Raw genomic sequence first — 14,490 nt, forward strand, 5'->3', positions numbered from 1 at the left:
TGGTAGGGCAGTTTTTTTGATGGCAGCAGAAAGCGGGTCGGGGGTCAATTGGCGTCCGCCGCCTTGGGCAGGGTCTCAAAAAGCGCCTCGATCCGGGTTTTGAGCTGGCCCGTATCCGCATCCGAATAATCGGTTTCCACCTTTAAAAAAGGCAGGCCGTGGTGGTTTTTTACGTGATCGGCGATCCGGCGGGATTCCACGTTGTATCCGTGGCATGCCTGCAGGATAAAATCGACCACCACGTCCGGCCGGTAGGTTTCGATGAGTTTCGACAGGGCGGTCATGCGCCCGGTGTTGGGTGTCATGCAGGCGCACGGGATTTTCAGGTATCGTTCTGCCAGGGCGCCGATGGGATCGCCGGTGTTTTCCGCGATTTCATTGTTAAACGTTTTTGTGCCGGTGCATGAATCCGGTGCCACCACGACCCCGCCGGCTTCTTCGATGACCTTGAATATTTTCGTGGCATCGCCTCCGATGGGACACCCCGTCACCAGGACCCGGGGGGCGTCCGGGGTGCCGAAATACCGGCCGGCCTGCTTTCTTTTTTCCAGTTTTTCGAGTTTTTCCTCCAGCAGGGGGATGACGTCAAAGCCGGCCGAGGGCATGGCCAGAAAGGAGATGTCATAGATCTCCTTCCAGGAGATCACCGGGGGGCAAAGCGCGGCATATTCAAATATTTTCCGTGCCAGGCGGTTTTTCCGGTTGGACCAGGAGATGGCCTCCTCGATTTGCTCTTCCGTGGCCGACCGGCCTGTTTGCCGCTCCAGAAAGTCTTTGAGCCTTACAATCATTTGCCGCCAGACCGCTTTTGCCTCGTTTTGCTCGGGCATCTGCGGCAGGTCCATGACATGTAAGGGGCGCAGTTCCGCGATGAGCTCAAACATCTTTTTCTTGCCGTCGCAGGTGGTCTCTGCCACCACCACGTCGGCCGCCGAGAAAAACGGGCAGGTCCCTTCCCGGATAAATCCGTAGCTGGACTTGATCAGCGGGCACAGGTTGGCGGGCAGCACTTCTTCGGCCGATTCGATGGGCACCCTGGAAAAGGCGCACAGCAGTGCCGGCACGATTTTCATGGCCTGCATCAGTTCAATGGGGGCGTATCCGCAATAGATGCCGGCAACCGGCCAGCCTTCTTCCTTTTTTTGCAATACATACTGCAATGCCCGTTTGGCCGGGGGCTCACTGTCGAGCCCGTCGTTCATCAGCGGTTCCGTCGGCGCGTTGCTGCTCATCAATTGACTCCTTTCCGGATGTTGATCGGTTTTCATGCAATGGATCAATCGTATAGGCCGGGCGTATGAAGTGTGTCAAATTTTTAATTTCTATGGATAGTTATGTTTCTATAGATTTATTCGATAAGTACAATTGACGACTTCGTGAAAAGTCGTCTGATCGCGATTTTTTACGAAACCATCACAATTGAATGATTCCGAAAAATACGGCTTATTTAAAACCGTTGACCTCGGCATTCCAAACCGATATAATTATTATATAATTCTGGTTTGTTGCGTGCTGCTGAAAGGACGATGTTGATGACCAAACAAAATTTTGATCCACCCTCAAGCCCTACCTCATGCCGATTTATGGCGCTGCCGCCGTCACACTGCTGCACGATCGTGGAAAGCATCCGGGAAGGGGTTCTCACCTTTGACCTGGAAAAAACCGTGACCTATGCCAATCCGGCGGCCGAGGCGATTATCGGGGTTGGCGCCGATGACATGATCGGCCGCAAATGCTATGAGGTGCTTCAAAGCGAGCTGTGCCGCCGCAGATGCCCGGTGGATGATCTGCTGGCCGGCGGGGTCTCCCCCGGGGAGCGGCAAACAAGGATTATCGGTGAGTCCAGCACGGTAAAAACGGTTGCTATCAACTGCGGGCTGCTCTACGACGAACAGGGCAGGGCTACCGGACTTGTGGAAACCATCCGCGATCTTACGGACCTGGAAAAGCTTCGCAAACAGGTGACCCAGGATTATACCATCGAGGATATTATCGGCCGGTCACCGGCCATGCGCAAGATCCTTTCCTTTCTGCCCGACATCGCCGAAAGCGACAGCGCGGTGCTCATCGAGGGGGACACCGGCACGGGCAAGGAAATGGTGGCCAAAGCGATTCACCGGCTGAGCCGGCGCAAAGACGGCCCTTTTGTGGCGGTCAACTGCGCCGCCCTTCCTGAGACGCTGCTGGAATCCGAGCTTTTCGGGCATAGGAGGGGCGCTTTTACCGGTGCTGTCAAGGACCGGCAGGGACGGTTTGAGATGGCCGACGGGGGCACGCTTTTTCTGGATGAAATCTGCGCCACCTCCATGTCTTTTCAGGCGGATCTGCTGCGGGTCCTGGAAGACGGGCAGTTCACCCCGCTGGGGTCATCCGGGCCCCGGCATTCGGATTTTCGTTTGATCACTGCAGCCAACGAGGATTTGCAGGAGCTGATGGGCCAGGGGCAGTTCCGGACCGATCTTTACTACCGGGTGGGCGTGGCCAGGATTCAACTGCCGCCCCTGGCCCGGAGAAAAGAGGATATCCCCCTTCTGGTCGATCATTTCATTCAGAAATTCAACCTGATCAAGGGCCGCGCCGTTCAGGGCGCCACAGCCCAGGCCCTTGCCGCGCTTTTCGATTATCCCTTTCCCGGCAATATCCGCGAACTGGAAAATATCCTCGAGTTCGCCTTTATCGCCTGTAAAAACGGCTGGATCGAACTGGAGCACCTGCCCGACGAAATCAGGGAGCGCCGGGATCCAAATTCTAAAGACTGGGGTGGCGAGCTTCTGCCCCATGAGGCAGAAGAAGCCCTGAAAATCAAAAGCGTTCTGGAGAACTGCCGCGGAAACCGCTCCATGGCCGCCAGGTCTCTTGGCATGGGCCGCTCGACGTTGTGGCGGAAAATAAAAAAGTACGGCCTTTAATGCAGGCGGCCGCAGCGGTGCCCCCGGGCAAAACGGAGTTGAAACATGAAGTAAAACACTCTGTGAAACTGTTTCACCATATGAAACGCCTGCCTTTTCCCATCCTGTTTTGGCATTTTCTGCTTTATAAAGAAAAAATATTTATTTCAAAGAGATAGTATTTTATCTCACTCGTCTGCTTTGTTCGGCATAAAATTTGCTATCTGTAAGGGTAGATAATAGATCATGGCCTTAACGTCTTTCGGCCCCGTCTTTTGGGCACGAAATACCTTGTTTCAGAAGAGCAGAGGTCATTAAAAACCAACAGAACGGGATCGCATATGAAGAAAAAACCGACCATTGCATTGGTACTCGGAGGCGGGGGCGCCAGGGGCCTGGCGCATCTGGGTGTGATCCAGGCCTTCGAAGATGCGGGCCTCCGGCCGGATCTGATCGTCGGCAGCAGCGCCGGCGCCCTGGCCGGAGCGGCATATGCGGCCAATGCCGATATCTGTCAGACGTTAACGCGCGTGGAGGAGGTGTTTGGTTCGGATCAACCAGGTATCAAGGGGATTCGCAGATTCGTCCGTTTCGGCAAAAGTGACCGCGAGGCCAATCATCTTCTGGACCGGTTCCTGCGATCCTGGGGCAAAGAGATTCTGGTGGGCTGCAATATGTTCCGAATGGCTGTAATGTCTGAAGAAGACCTGCAGGAGGGTGTGGCGGCCTTTCTACCGGACATCGATATTGAACAGACGAGCATTCCCCTGGTTGTCTCGGCGGTTGACCTGATAACCGGGCAGGCCGCGGCCCTCAGTAAGGGGCCCCTGATAAAGGCGGTGATGGCCAGCTGCGCGATCCCGGGGTTCATGCCGCCGGTCTGCTGGAACGACATGATGCTGATCGACGGCGGGGCTGTGACCAACATTCCGGCCGAAATGGCCAGGTCCGCAGGTGCGGATCTCGTTGTCGGCGTGGATGCGGGGGGCTGTCTTTGCCGCCCGCCGCTGCTCGAGGACGGCATCGACATCATGGGCCGCGCGGTGGAAATCATGAATGCGCATTTAAACGACTGGAACGCCCGGCAGACCGATCTGTTGATCGTGCCGGAGGTCAAGCCGTTTTTGTGGACGGATTTTCATTGCTTTGAAGAAATTATTGCCGAAGGACGAAAAGCGGCCGGTCTCATCTGTGAAAAACTGACCCGGGAGGGTGTGTCCTGGAAAGAAGTGCTGCGCCGTGAATGTGATGCTCATGACCTTTATAAGGATACGCTGCCCGGGAAAGACTGTATCTGACCCAGCCGGCTGTAGGTGACCGTTCACATGGAAACAGGAGATTTGTACTGGAAAGAAACAAATCAAATGGAGGGACAGACATGGAAACAACAACATCCGGTATTTATCAAAAGCCGCGTATTCTCTCCTCCGTGTTGGGGAGAGCCAAAAGCTCCCGGCAATATATCCAGGAGGCCCTGGATCATGCCGGTATTACAATTAACGGCGGCAGGCCCCATGACATCATTGTCCATAACAACGACCTGTATGACCGGGTCATAAGCGAGGGAAGCATTGGCGTTGGTGAAAGCTATATGGACGGGTGGTGGGACTGCCCTGCACTGGACGCGTTTTTCAACCGGATTTTTCGGGCGGATTTGAAAAAATATTTTGAAGGGAACTGGCAATTTTATCTGCACGCCCTAAACGCCCGGCTCCTGAACCTGCAGAAAGGAAAGCGATCCTATGAGGTGGGTTTGCGCCATTATGACGTGGGCAACGCGTTTTACCGGGACATGCTCGATGATCGGATGACCTATACGTGCGGCTACTGGGCCGGCGCGCAGAACCTGGACGAAGCCCAGGAAGCCAAGCTGGACCTGATTTGCCGGAAACTGGAACTTTCCCCGGGGATGCGCGTTCTTGACATCGGATGCGGCTGGGGATCTTTTGTCGGATATGCTGCGGAAAAATACGGCGCAAACGTCACCGGCATTACCATCTCGCAGGAGCAGGCCGATCTGGCCCGGGATCTGTGCAGCGGGCTGCCCGTTGACATAAAGCTCCAGGACTACCGTGATGTAACCGGACAATATGACCGCGTGCTGTCTGTGGGCATGCTGGAGCATGTGGGATATAAAAATTACCGGACTTACATGGAAACCACCGCGCGCTGCCTGAAAGACGACGGCATCGCCTTGATCCAGACCATCGGCGGCAATGCCAGCGCCACCACGACCGATCCCTGGCTGGACAAATACATTTTCCCCAATTCCATGCTACCTTCGATCAGCCAGATCGGCCGGGCCATGGAAGGCCTTTTCGTCATGGAAGACTGGCACAACTTCGGACCCGACTATGACAAAACCCTGATGGCCTGGCATGAAAATTTTGAAAATTGCTGGCAGAAGCACAAAGAACAATACGGTGAGCGTTTCTACCGGATGTGGAAGTTCTACCTGCTGAGTTGCGCCGGTGTGTTTCGTGCCCGGCATACCAATCTCTGGCAGATTGTCATGACCAAAAAGGGCTGCGCCCGGCCCGCATGCAGGCTTGCCTGAAAAACCGGAACATGGAGAGATATTTTGATTGTCATTGAAATCACCGACCAGGAAGAAATGCATTTGAAGAATTTTTCTTGACAACCCCGGTGTCAGGCTTTATTTTCAATGCTTATTTAGACAATTGGCTAAATAAGCATTGAAAATAAATTTTAGAAGGAGATTGAAAATGGAGGAAAAAACAAAAGAACTCATTGCCATCGGGGCATCAGTGGCGGCAAACTGCCAGCCCTGCCTGACCCATCACGTGGATCGGGCCGATGAACTGGGCATCAGCGAGGCGGATATCCAACAGGCCCTTGCCATCGGCGCCCAGGTGCAGAAAGGCGGCATGAATGCCATGCACCAGTTTATCCAACAATCCTTTGATGCAAAAGCCGAATCAATGTCTTTGCAAAAAAAGAAAAAGGCCGTGTCCCTTAAGGTATACGACCCGCCCATGTGCTGTTCCACCGGGGTATGCGGCACCAGTGTCAGCGAGCAACTCGTTGAGTTCGCCGGAATGCTCAAAAAGGCGGAAGCTCAAGGCATCGAGGTCCATCGCTTCAACCTGTCCCAGGAGCCCCAGGCCTTTGCCGAAAACAAGGCCGTACGGGAATCCATGGCCGAACTGGGCCAGGAAGGACTCCCTCTGGTCTACGTCGACGATGAACTGGTCGTATCCGGCCGGTATCCGGACAAAAAAGAATTGTTTGAGCTGCTGGGACTCGATGAACCCTTAGATACAGCCGGTTCCGGCAAAAATACCATCCAGGGCGCCGGCGTGATTTCTCTTACGGGCAGCACAACGGCGGCTTCCGGGGAATGCTGTCCGGGAGGGGGGTGCTGCTGATGAAAGAGATTATGCAAAGCGCTCCGCGGTTCATATTTTTCACCGGCAAAGGGGGCGTGGGCAAAACTTCCGTATCCTGCATGCTGGCCACGGCCCTGGCCGCACACGGATTAAACGAATTGAAATATTTCAAAGAGGTGCAGTCAAGCGCCGCCGGCCGGGTGGCTATCTTCCCGTGGATGGCGGACCAGGGAGAAAAGATGGTCCTTTCCGGTGCGGAAGAAAGTATTTTTAATCCAACCCTGCAGTGACGCTTAATCAGGACAAGCAAGAGCCCTGCTCTCCACGCCGGCTAGTTTTTTTGCCGCCCAGGACGCGGTGGGGTCTTTTCACCGGTCTTATCTTGAAACATTTGCTAAAACATTTGTTGAAACAGTTTCATGCGTTGAAACAGATGTTTTGCCCTGTCTTTTCCTCTGTCCTGCTGTTTTGTTTTAAAACACCCTTATTTCAGAATCTTAAGCTGTGCTCCTGGCATAGGCATGAATTGGCACGAGAGTTGCTATAACTATGGTAAAGCCATGGGAAAGGTCGACTTGTCCCGGCAACATTATGAAATAAGGATATATAATATGAACAAGCCCGTTGTTACAGCCATTCCGGTCTGCTGCAACCGGGTCGCGTTTCACTTTGCATGGTGCAGCCATGTGCTCCTTGTTGAAACCATTGGAGACAGGGTCTTGGGGCGGCGGAAAAGACCCATGCCTTATGAGGAGCCATGGGATCTGGCCCGCACCCTGGTGGCCCTGAACATTGATCAACTGTTGTGCAGGTTCATGCCCCTGCATTTCCGCGACTGGTTCGAGCGCAAACAGGTCCGCGTCATCGACTGCGATGTCGGCGATACCCGGTTGCTTCCGGAACCTTTCGGGCAGGAGATTGAAGAGGCCGAATGCGCCAGGGACACAGCCGACAGCGGACCGGATCAAAAATATACCCGGAAATAACGGATTTTGAGAAACCGGGGAAACAACACGGCAGCAATATGACAATGGATTAAGGAGGTCATTATGACGCTGCATTTAAAAACATGGCAGGAGATGATGCATAGGCGCCTCATGGCCGAAAAGGCCCTGGGGCAGGCATTGAAGTATCTGGGAAAGGATCCGGATAAAAACGCAAAGTACTTGTTAAAGGCGGTGGACCATATTGCCAGCGGTGAAAAGCAGGAAATGATCCGCAGCTGGTTTCATCACTGGATGCGTGAAAACGGGCCGGGCCGGCAGTTTCTGCACCGGCTGGTGCAAAACACCCATCCGCGGGTGCGGGAACGTTATGTGGCCCGGATGGTGGCCGGCATGTTCTTCCGGGATCCGGAAGCCCGGACCGTGCGCAGAAAAAATTCGGCATCCAGCCGCCGCCTGTCATGCTCATATCTCCGAGCATGCGGTGCAACTACCGGTGTGAGGGATGCTATGCCGGCAGTTATGAGCGCAAAGACGACATGAGCCCGGAAGTGTTTGACCGCCTGCTCATCGAAGCCGAGGAAATGGGCATCAATTTTTTTACCATCCTGGGCGGCGAGCCGTTTGTCTATCCCCATTTGTTCGAAGTGCTGGAAAAACACGACAAATCATTTTACCAGATTTATACCAACGCCTCGCTCATTGATGAAAAGACCGCAGAACGCCTGGTGGAGATGGGCAACGTGGCCCCGCAGATCAGTATCAACGGGCCGCGGAAGTACACGGATTCGGTGCGGGGCAAAGGCTCCTTTGATGCCTGCGTGCGGGCCATGGACCGGCTTTATGAAGCAGGATGTGCCTTTGGGTTTTCTTCGCTGGTCACCCGCAAGAACATGGACGTGCTCTGCTCAGACGAGTGGATTGATTTTCTGGTCGAAAAAGGTGCGCTCTACGGATGGTATTTCCTGTTTATGCCGGTGGGCAGTGATCCGGAGATGGATCTCATGCCGACCCCCGAACAGCGGGACCAGATGCGGCGTTTCCAGTCCCATATACGCGAAGAAAAGCCGCTGCTGCTGGTGGATTTCTGGAATGACGGGGTCCTGTCGGGCGGCTGTATCGCAGGCGGCCGGCTGTATTTTCACATCAACCATCGCGGGGATGTGGAACCCTGCATTTTCTGCCATTTTGCCACTGACAACATTCATGACAAGCCATTGGCCGAAGCGCTGGATTCTTCATTTTTTCAGGAAATTCGCGCCGGGCAGCCCTTTTGCTACAATACCCTGCGCCCCTGTCCCATGATTGATCATCCGCAGACCATGTGGCGGATTATCCGGAAACACGGTGCCAGCCCAACCCATGAAGGCGCCGAAATCATGTTTACCCGCCTGGAGGGAGAAATGGACCAGTACGCCGAAGGCGTCAGGAAGATAATGGATCGGGCCTGGCAGGAAGACGGCTACAGCAACTGGGCAGGCAGGTGGATGGCGCACTGCGGCCTGGACCGGGATCAGATCGAACGCCGGCGCCGGGAATTTGAAGCAGACTCCGGGGCATCAGATGAAAAACCACTGGAAACGGCCAATACCGCCGCCAGAAAATCATAATGTGTGAAAAATCACTGTAAACAATAATCCGATTCCATAAGAGCAAAAAAGGGAGATCGCTATGGGGGTGCCAACCAAAGGACGCAGGAGGATTGTTTTCCGGCTGACCGCCCCGGATGCCAATGAAGTCTGTATCTGTGGAGATTTTAACGGGTGGAATCCCCAAAAACACATCTTGAAAAGAAAACCGGGAGGATTTTGGGAAAAAGTAATTATGCTGCAACCGGGCCGATATGAATACAAGTATAGAATCGACGGCACCTGGCAACTCGATCCCGTCAATTCCAATCGATGTGCAAATGATTACGGGACGTTGAACAATGTTATTGTTGTCAGTGCCTGACTGGAGCCGGATGCGCGTAAAAACAAAGACTCCCTCGTATTGCGGGCAGAAAACAAGTTGAAGCAGGAGTTTTGAACTGTAATTTTTTCAAGGAGTCTTAAATGGAAGCCGACATTCCGGGAAACGAAACTTTTTCTCACCTTCCCGAAAACCTGAAGGGCCTGGAGGACCTGGCCGAAAACCTCTGGTGGAGCTGGAATCCCCAGGCCAGGATGCTTTTTAAAATGCTTGACCGCCAGGCATGGAAAGAAAGCGGGCACAATCCGGATCTCATGCTGCGGCAGCTTCCGGCCTCCATCCTGGAGCCAGCGGCTGCAGACCCGAACTACATGCGACACTACAACCTGGTGATGTATCACTTCAATCAGTGCATTACTGAGGCGCCGCCGCAGTGGGGCCACCGGCGGGATTCCGGCCCTGTGGCATACTTTTCCGCGGAATTCGGTCTCCACCATTCCCTTCCTTTTTATGCCGGCGGGCTGGGTTTTCTGGCAGGAGACCACCTCAAGGAATGCAGCGACATGGGGATTCCTCTTGTGGGTATCGGGTTCATGTACCCGGCCGGCTATCTTCGCCAGATCATAAACAGGGACGGATGGCAGGACAATCATACCCAGCACCTGGACAGGGAATCGGCTTCCATCAACCGGGTACTGAACGAACACGGCAGCCAGCTCAGGGTGAAGGTGCCCTACATAAACCATCCCCCCGTTGAAGCCGGCCTGTGGGAAGTCTCTGTGGGGCGGGTGAGTCTGCTTTTAATGGACACAGACATTGAACAAAACGATCCTGCCTTCAGGGGCATTTCTCAACAGCTCTATACCGGCGACCGGGAAAAAAGGCTTCTCCAGGAAATCGTGCTGGGAATCGGCGGTTCCCGGGTCCTGGAAGCCCGGGGCAGGAAGTGCTCCATGCTTCATTTAAACGAAGGGCACGCAGCCTTTGCCCTTCTGGAAAAGGCAAGGGAATTCGTGGAGCAGGGAGACGATTTTGAAACAGCCAGGCAGAAAATAAGGAACATGAGCCTTTTTACCACGCATACGCCGGTGCCGGCGGGCCATGACGTGTTCCCGATTGAACTGATCGAAAAATACTTTCAGACTTACTGGCCCAGGCTGGGACTGGAAAAAGAAAGCTTCCTGGATCTGGGGCGCCATCCGGAGCGCCCGGAGGAGGGATTTAACATGACGGTACTGGCCCTGAAGCTTTCAGGAGGATGCAATGCGGTAAGCCGCAGACACGGGGAAGTTACCAGGAAAATGTGGCAGGCCCTGTGGCCGGACAGGGATGACAAACAGGTTCCCATCGATCACGTCACAAACGGGGTCCACCTGGCCAGCTGGATAGAGCCCAAAATCAGACTTCTCTATAACAAGTACTTCGGCGAAGGCTGGTACAGCGCTCATGATAATGAGGCCATATGGGAGTTCATAGAGGAAATACCCGACCGGGAGCTGTGGCAGACCCATTACTGGCTGAAACTAAAACTCATTGACTATGTCCGGCACAAGGCAAGAAACAGATGGCACGCCGGGGAGACAGAGCCCTCCCAGGTTGCGGGCATGGGGACTATGCTCGATTCCTCGGTTTTAACCCTGGGCTTTGCCAGGCGGTTTACCGAATACAAAAGACCGGATCTGATATTTACCGACATCGAGCGGCTCAAAAAAATGCTGAACCATCCCTGGCGGCCGCTTCAGATCATTTTTGCAGGCAAGTCCCATCCTGATGACGCAAAGGGGCACGAACTGATCCACAGGGTATTTGAATTTGCCCGCAGCCCCGAACTCGGGGGAAGGGTGGCCTTTGTGGAAAACTACAACGAGCAGCTCTCCCAGTACATGGTCCACGGTGTGGATGTGTGGTTAAATAATCCTGTGCCGCCGATGGAGGCAAGCGGCACCAGCGGAATGAAGGCGGCATTAAACGGGGTGCCGCACCTGAGCATCCCGGACGGCTGGTGGCTGGAAGGCTTTACCGGCAAAAACGGCTGGAACTTCGGCAGCTCCGCAGAAAAAACCGGCAGGAACCACGAGGATGCAGACCAGCTATACCGCCTGCTGGAGGAAAAAATAATACCCGCCTACTATAAGGCGGATGAAGACGGCGTGCCCCACGAGTGGGTCAGGTTTATGAAAGAGGCCATAAAGACATGCGCCCCGAAATTTTCTGCCAGAAGGATGATAAAGCAATACGCGGAAAAGTTCTACGGATGCGGCCGGTAAAAGGCCCTTGCCAAAGAGATCTTTTTTCAATATCGGGAAATAACAATGCGAAGACTCAAAGACATACAAATGGAACTTTCTAAAGAAGAAGTCCGGCAGATTCTCTCCATTGCCCTGGACGAGGACCGGGATAAGGCCATGGAATTTGTCCGGGATCACCTGGCCAAAAAGGTGGACAAAAAACTCCAGGAGCATTGAGTGCCGGTCTTCGAGGTCAGTTATGGCCCCGGCCAGACAAATCGTTTCTCATAATCCATTTTGCTGTTTTGCGGCAACATCCATTGCCCCTGTCTTATGATCGGTCTCCCCCGGACCATGGGACAGACCAGCCGGGCACATAGCTTTCCTGGCATTTCGGGCACAACAGGGGGGCCACATGGTAAATTTTCTGTATCACCTGCACCCATTTCCGCCGCATGGCCGAAGATGTCAGCGTCGGCGCCGCCATGGCCGATACATTGTTATCAACGCGCCTTTTTTCGCCTCCCGGGGGCCTTGTCAGAGCAAGAGCCGTAATAGCGCACCATCTGCTTCCGCTTATATTTATTTCTTTATATCTATTTTAGCCCCTGCCTTCACAGATCCTCCTTGGATCACCCTGGCGAATAGTCCCTCTTTTGGCATGATGCATCTGCCTATCTCACGATAGATGGCACAGCCCGTATGACATCTTTTGCCGAGCTGGGTAACCTCCAGGAGGACCTCAAACCCAACAGAAAGACAGGTGCCCACCGGCAGGGAGGTCAGGTCAACCCCCTCTGTCGTAAGATTCTCGGCGAAGTCGCCGGGGCTGACATTAAAACCCTGATTGTGCATCTTGTTAATACTTTCCATCGCCAGCAGGCTTACCTGACGGTGCGTGCAGCAATCGGCATGGGCATCACTCAAAAGGCCGTAGTCCTCTTTTAAAAACCCCTCGGTTACAGGCTCTTTTCTGGTGCCCTTGTCGAAACTTTGACAAACAGCGATTATTCTGCCCATATCTTGTTCTCTCCTTTTTTCTCTATTATCCCCCCGCCCACTACGGTATCGCCATCGTAAAAGACTATCGTTTGGCCCGGGGCAATTGCCATCTGCGGTAGCTTGAACTCCACGTGGAGCCTCTCCTTATCCAGAGGAGTAACCATGACTTCAGCTTCCCTGTGAGCGTATCTGATCTTGGCTTTCAGTTCAGCAGCCTGCTTTAGCCCATCCACCGCGATCCAGTTTATCTGGGAAGCTATCAAAATCCTTCTTGCCTTTGTATAGCTGTTCGTGGCCCCCGAAGCATTCACATATTGACTTGTATGCCACATTGTGGTATACAAGTCAATATGGACAGCAAAGAATTTTCAATCGTCCGAAAGAAACTCAATAAAACCCAGCGGCAGCTGGCGCAGCTCCTTGGCACCTCGATCAAGGCTGTGCACAGCTATGAGCAGGGGTGGCGCTCGGTTCCGGTTCATGTGGAAAGACAGATGCTCTTTCTGGTGACCAGAAAGAGGGCTTTGCAGGAGGAATTAAAACCCTGCTGGGAGGTTATGGGCTGTCCTTTGGAGCAGATGAGGAACTGTCCCGCCTGGGAGTTTCAGGCCGGAACCCTGTGCTGGTTCATCAACGGCACCATCTGCGAGGGAGATGCCCTCAAAACATGGAAGGAAAAGATGATATTGTGCAGATCCTGCACGGTATTGAAATCTCAAGTTTCTTAATAAATCCTTACCAGGGAGATTCGAGATGAACCAAAAAAGCGATTACCAATTTAATACCCGGGTTATACATGCCGCACAGTCCCCCGGTGACTGGCAGGGCTCAACCCTTCCGCCCATTTTTCAAACAGCCTCGCACCATCACCACACGGCTGAAAACCTAAGCGATACCTTTGCCGGAAAGACCGACGACCACATCTACATGCGGCTTACAAATCCGACAAACCGAAGCCTGGAAGAAAAACTGACGGCATTGGAGGGAGGCCGGAAGGGCGTTGTAACGGGTTCGGGAATGGCGGCCATAACCAACGCCTGCCTTGCGCTTTTGCGTGCCGGCGATGAGTTTGTTACCGGAAATTCTCTTTTCATGTCTACCTATGTTCTTTTTGCCAATATATTTAAAAAGTATGGTATTACGGCGCGCCTGGTTGAATCAACCGATATGGATGCAATAGAAAACGCCATAAACGCAAAAACCCGGTTTGTCTACCTGGAAACCATTGGAAATCCAAAGATGGATGTTCCGGATCTGTATCGGGCAGCCGGGATTGCGCACGGAAACAAAATCCCGCTGGTTGTGGACAACACCATGGCGACCCCCTGTCTTTGTCGTCCCCTGGAGCTTGGCGCCGACATTGTGATCCATTCCACCACAAAATACCTTGCCGGCCACGGCGCCGCCACGGGCGGAATTATAATAGACGGCGGAAATTTTTCATGGCCTGAGCAACGGTTTCCGGATTTCAAGCCCTTTATCGAGAAAAAAGGCCGGCTGGCATACATAGACAAGCTGTGGCGGGAGCATCACATCAATTTCGGAACGACCCAGGCGCCTTTGCATTCATATTTGACCATGATAGGAATCGATACGCTGGCGCTTCGCATGGAGCGGCACAATGCCAACGCGATGGCAGTGGCGCAATATCTCCAAAAAAGACCCGAGGTTTTGTGGGTCAATTACCCGGGACTGCCGGATCATCCGTCAAACCCTGTTGCCCGGAAACAATTCGGAGATAAAGGATGTGGCGGGGTGGTGGCGTTTGGCCTGAAAAACGAGGATGAGTGTTTCAAATTCATCAAGGGCTTGAATCTGGTTTATCATCTTGCCAACCTCGGAGACTGCAAGACCCTTGTCATTCACCCCTATTCGTCCCAGTATCTCTCTTTTGACGAACCAACACGGCAGAAGCTCTCCATTTCCCCGGATTTGGTCCGGCTTTCGGTGGGCATCGAAGCGGTGGAGGACATCTGTGAGGATCTGGGCCGGGCCCTGGATCGCCTGTCAGGATAAATCGTGCCTGAACGAAAACCGTCTTTTTCGCCAATATCTGTGTCAGGCTCAAATTTTAATCCTCAGAATACTTCGAGTATGCCTGCGGTTAAAATTTTCGCCTTCCTTGATCTTAACAAAAAATCCTGGTTTTCGTTCGGGCACTAATCAT

The 14,490-nt window shown here is 53.5% G+C and carries 16 protein-coding genes; 13 read left to right on the plus strand and 3 right to left on the minus strand.

Going from position 1 to position 14,490, the window contains the following annotated elements; all coding sequences use genetic code 11:
- Positions 1–44: 44 nt before the first annotated feature.
- A complete protein-coding gene (locus U5L07_09665; protein MDZ7832003.1) occupies positions 45–1,232 on the minus strand; it encodes a double-cubane-cluster-containing anaerobic reductase in 1,188 nt (395 codons plus the stop codon).
- A gap of 300 nt (positions 1,233–1,532) precedes the next feature.
- Between U5L07_09665 and U5L07_09670 the strand changes: the two genes are divergently transcribed.
- The 11 genes from U5L07_09670 (at position 1,533) to U5L07_09720 (ending at position 11,558) form a co-directional block, all read left to right on the plus strand.
- Positions 1,533–2,909, plus strand: coding sequence for a sigma 54-interacting transcriptional regulator (locus U5L07_09670; GenBank protein ID MDZ7832004.1), 1,377 nt, complete (start codon positions 1,533–1,535; stop codon positions 2,907–2,909).
- Positions 2,910–3,229: 320 nt separating this feature from the next.
- A complete protein-coding gene (locus tag U5L07_09675; GenBank protein ID MDZ7832005.1) occupies positions 3,230–4,186 on the plus strand; it encodes a patatin-like phospholipase family protein in 957 nt (318 codons plus the stop codon).
- A gap of 80 nt (positions 4,187–4,266) precedes the next feature.
- A complete protein-coding gene (gene cfa / locus U5L07_09680) occupies positions 4,267–5,445 on the plus strand; it encodes a cyclopropane fatty acyl phospholipid synthase (protein ID MDZ7832006.1) in 1,179 nt (392 codons plus the stop codon).
- A 169-nt stretch (positions 5,446–5,614) separates the two neighbouring features.
- Positions 5,615–6,277: an arsenite efflux transporter metallochaperone ArsD gene (gene arsD, locus U5L07_09685; protein ID MDZ7832007.1), complete on the plus strand. Its 663-nt coding sequence runs from the start codon at positions 5,615–5,617 to the stop codon at positions 6,275–6,277.
- On the plus strand, positions 6,277–6,528 hold the full coding sequence (locus tag U5L07_09690) for an ArsA-related P-loop ATPase (protein MDZ7832008.1): 252 nt from the start codon (positions 6,277–6,279) through the stop codon (positions 6,526–6,528). The genes arsD and U5L07_09690 overlap by 1 nt, the downstream gene beginning before the upstream one ends.
- 321 nt (positions 6,529–6,849) lie before the next feature.
- The gene (locus tag U5L07_09695) at positions 6,850–7,224 is read left to right on the plus strand and encodes a hypothetical protein (protein MDZ7832009.1); all 375 of its coding nucleotides are present in this window, start codon (positions 6,850–6,852) and stop codon (positions 7,222–7,224) included.
- 63 nt (positions 7,225–7,287) lie between these two features.
- A complete protein-coding gene (locus U5L07_09700) occupies positions 7,288–7,725 on the plus strand; it encodes a hypothetical protein (GenBank protein MDZ7832010.1) in 438 nt (145 codons plus the stop codon).
- Positions 7,644–8,792 carry a radical SAM protein gene (locus U5L07_09705; GenBank protein ID MDZ7832011.1) on the plus strand — a complete coding sequence of 383 codons (1,149 nt, stop codon included), beginning with the start codon at positions 7,644–7,646 and terminating at the stop codon, positions 8,790–8,792. The genes U5L07_09700 and U5L07_09705 overlap by 82 nt, the downstream gene beginning before the upstream one ends.
- A 61-nt stretch (positions 8,793–8,853) precedes the next feature.
- Positions 8,854–9,135, plus strand: coding sequence for a glycogen-binding domain-containing protein (locus U5L07_09710; protein MDZ7832012.1), 282 nt, complete (start codon positions 8,854–8,856; stop codon positions 9,133–9,135).
- Between the two features lie 101 nt (positions 9,136–9,236).
- A complete protein-coding gene (glgP, locus tag U5L07_09715) occupies positions 9,237–11,360 on the plus strand; it encodes an alpha-glucan family phosphorylase (protein MDZ7832013.1) in 2,124 nt (707 codons plus the stop codon).
- A gap of 45 nt (positions 11,361–11,405) precedes the next feature.
- Positions 11,406–11,558, plus strand: a complete 153-nt coding sequence (locus U5L07_09720) for a hypothetical protein (GenBank protein ID MDZ7832014.1) — start codon at positions 11,406–11,408, stop codon at positions 11,556–11,558.
- A gap of 345 nt (positions 11,559–11,903) precedes the next feature.
- Here the strand turns inward: U5L07_09720 and U5L07_09725 are convergent, their stop codons facing one another.
- Both U5L07_09725 and U5L07_09730 read right to left on the minus strand, forming a co-directional pair.
- Positions 11,904–12,341 (minus strand): MOSC domain-containing protein, encoded by a 438-nt coding sequence (locus U5L07_09725; GenBank protein ID MDZ7832015.1) that lies wholly within the window; start codon positions 12,339–12,341, stop codon positions 11,904–11,906.
- Positions 12,329–12,586 (minus strand): aminomethyltransferase beta-barrel domain-containing protein, encoded by a 258-nt coding sequence (locus tag U5L07_09730; GenBank protein MDZ7832016.1) that lies wholly within the window; start codon positions 12,584–12,586, stop codon positions 12,329–12,331. The genes U5L07_09725 and U5L07_09730 overlap by 13 nt, the downstream gene beginning before the upstream one ends.
- 87 nt (positions 12,587–12,673) lie before the next feature.
- On the opposite strand from U5L07_09730, the gene U5L07_09735 reads away from it, so the two are divergent.
- Both U5L07_09735 and U5L07_09740 read left to right on the plus strand, forming a co-directional pair.
- Positions 12,674–13,051: a transcriptional regulator gene (locus U5L07_09735; protein MDZ7832017.1), complete on the plus strand. Its 378-nt coding sequence runs from the start codon at positions 12,674–12,676 to the stop codon at positions 13,049–13,051.
- 25 nt (positions 13,052–13,076) lie between these two features.
- The gene (locus tag U5L07_09740; GenBank protein MDZ7832018.1) at positions 13,077–14,339 is read left to right on the plus strand and encodes an aminotransferase class I/II-fold pyridoxal phosphate-dependent enzyme; all 1,263 of its coding nucleotides are present in this window, start codon (positions 13,077–13,079) and stop codon (positions 14,337–14,339) included.
- Positions 14,340–14,490 lie beyond the last annotated feature (151 nt).

The sequence above is a fragment of the Desulfobacterales bacterium genome, from assembly GCA_034520365.1.
GTDB lineage: Bacteria > Desulfobacterota > Desulfobacteria > Desulfobacterales > Desulfosalsimonadaceae > M55B175.

Coding starts and splice junctions, on each gene's coding strand:
- U5L07_09705 (MDZ7832011.1), top strand. CDS start 7,644: ATGCTCATATCTCCGAGCATGCGGTGCAACTACCGGTGTGAGGGATGC.
- U5L07_09675 (MDZ7832005.1), top strand. CDS start 3,230: ATGAAGAAAAAACCGACCATTGCATTGGTACTCGGAGGCGGGGGCGCC.
- U5L07_09670 (MDZ7832004.1), top strand. CDS start 1,533: ATGACCAAACAAAATTTTGATCCACCCTCAAGCCCTACCTCATGCCGA.
- U5L07_09700 (MDZ7832010.1), top strand. CDS start 7,288: ATGACGCTGCATTTAAAAACATGGCAGGAGATGATGCATAGGCGCCTC.
- cfa (MDZ7832006.1), top strand. CDS start 4,267: ATGGAAACAACAACATCCGGTATTTATCAAAAGCCGCGTATTCTCTCC.
- U5L07_09665 (MDZ7832003.1), bottom strand. CDS start 1,232: ATGAGCAGCAACGCGCCGACGGAACCGCTGATGAACGACGGGCTCGAC.
- glgP (MDZ7832013.1), top strand. CDS start 9,237: ATGGAAGCCGACATTCCGGGAAACGAAACTTTTTCTCACCTTCCCGAA.
- arsD (MDZ7832007.1), top strand. CDS start 5,615: ATGGAGGAAAAAACAAAAGAACTCATTGCCATCGGGGCATCAGTGGCG.
- U5L07_09735 (MDZ7832017.1), top strand. CDS start 12,674: ATGGACAGCAAAGAATTTTCAATCGTCCGAAAGAAACTCAATAAAACC.
- U5L07_09710 (MDZ7832012.1), top strand. CDS start 8,854: ATGGGGGTGCCAACCAAAGGACGCAGGAGGATTGTTTTCCGGCTGACC.
- U5L07_09740 (MDZ7832018.1), top strand. CDS start 13,077: ATGAACCAAAAAAGCGATTACCAATTTAATACCCGGGTTATACATGCC.
- U5L07_09720 (MDZ7832014.1), top strand. CDS start 11,406: ATGCGAAGACTCAAAGACATACAAATGGAACTTTCTAAAGAAGAAGTC.
- U5L07_09725 (MDZ7832015.1), bottom strand. CDS start 12,341: ATGGGCAGAATAATCGCTGTTTGTCAAAGTTTCGACAAGGGCACCAGA.
- U5L07_09695 (MDZ7832009.1), top strand. CDS start 6,850: ATGAACAAGCCCGTTGTTACAGCCATTCCGGTCTGCTGCAACCGGGTC.
- U5L07_09690 (MDZ7832008.1), top strand. CDS start 6,277: ATGAAAGAGATTATGCAAAGCGCTCCGCGGTTCATATTTTTCACCGGC.